The organism is Acidithiobacillus sp. TH-A36 (assembly GCF_057473445.1).
Genome location: NZ_JBYCKP010000550.1, coordinates 1 through 1,405, shown reverse-complemented (window position 1 = coordinate 1,405; position 1,405 = coordinate 1). Strand labels below are relative to the sequence as shown.

The 1,405-nt window shown below is 59.9% G+C and carries 1 protein-coding gene; it reads left to right on the top strand.

Going from position 1 to position 1,405, the window contains the following annotated elements; genetic code table 11:
* Positions 1 to 254 precede the first annotated feature (254 nt).
* On the top strand, positions 255 to 1,405 hold a 1,151-nt coding region (locus AC2VLY_RS13995), incomplete at its 3' end, for an IS110 family RNA-guided transposase (RefSeq protein ID WP_486893789.1).

The window sequence follows — 1,405 nt, the reverse complement described above, 5'->3', positions numbered from 1 at the left end:
CTAACGTCCATTGCGACTCGCGCCACCCCGGAGAATGAAAGAGAATGGGAGTGGGTGGCGGCGGATTGAGATCGCGCGAAATTTTGGTGACTTGATCCCGTTTCTAACGTGACCCGCCGGGCCGACTCGTACCCCGGATTGCCTCCATGAGAGCGCACATTAAGAGGACCGCCTGTGGCTTGCTGCAGGCAGGTTGATTCGGCATCGGCATCCGTCGCCTCCCACGTTTTCAGTATAGATGGAGAGGAAAGCCAATGGAACTGAAACCCATTTTTCAACGTGTGATCGGCCTGGATATTCATCAGGCACAAGTCACGGCCTGTGCCATCATAGGCAACCCGGATGGCACTGTGGAGGTAGAGCGCCGTCAGTTTGGCAGCTTCAAGAAAGACCGCCGGGCCTTGGCGGATTGGTGTGCGACCTGGCAGCCGGATGCAGTGGTCATGGAGAGTACCGGGATTTACTGGAAAAGTCCCTATGCGGCTTTGGAGCAGGTCGGCATTCGTGCCCAGGTCGTCAATGCCCGTCACGTCAAACAGGTGCCCGGGCGCAAAACCGATGTTGGCGATGCGGAATGGCTGGCCATGCTGGCGCGCGCGGGCTTGTTACGCGGTTCCTTTGTCCCGCCGGCGCCACTGCGGGAATTACGCTTGATTGCCCGCCAACGCCAGAAGTTGGTCGGCATGCTGGCCTCCGAAAAGAACCGGCTACACAAGGTGCTGACCGACGGGGGGATCCGCCTGGGCGTGGTGGTCAGCGACATTCATGGTCAATCAGCACGCGCCATGATCAAGGCGCTGATTCAGGGCGCCACGCCCCAGGAGGTACTGTCCCTGGCGAGCCATCGCCTCAAGGCCAGCCGGGAGGAGATTCTGGATGCGTTGCAGGGCGATTTGAGTGCCTGCCATCGTTTTGTTCTGGACGAAGTGATGCACCATATCGAAGCCCTGGAAGCGCAGATCGCGCGCTTCGATACCCGCTTGCTGGACGGTTTGGCCCCGCAACAGCATGCACTGGCGTTGCTGCAGACCTTGCCGGGGGTGGATACCATAGGTGCTGCCTTATTGCTGGTGGAAATCGGGGACGATATGAAGGCCTTCGGGAGTGCCGATCGCCTGGCGTCGTGGGCCGGTCTGTGCCCGGGCAACAACGAATCGGCCGGTAAGCGCAAAAGTGGTCGCACCCGGAAAGGGAATCCTTACGTGCGCCGCGTCTTGTGCGAATGCGCCCATGCCGCCAGTCGCACCCAATGCGCCCTGCGCACCAAATTCCAGAACCTGGTCGTGCGCCGAGGCCATAAACGATCCATTATCGCCTTGGCCCACAAAATGCTGCGCATCATCTACTTCATGCTCTCTCGCGGCACATATTACCGGGACGCCGCCACCGATTATGAAGCCTTGAG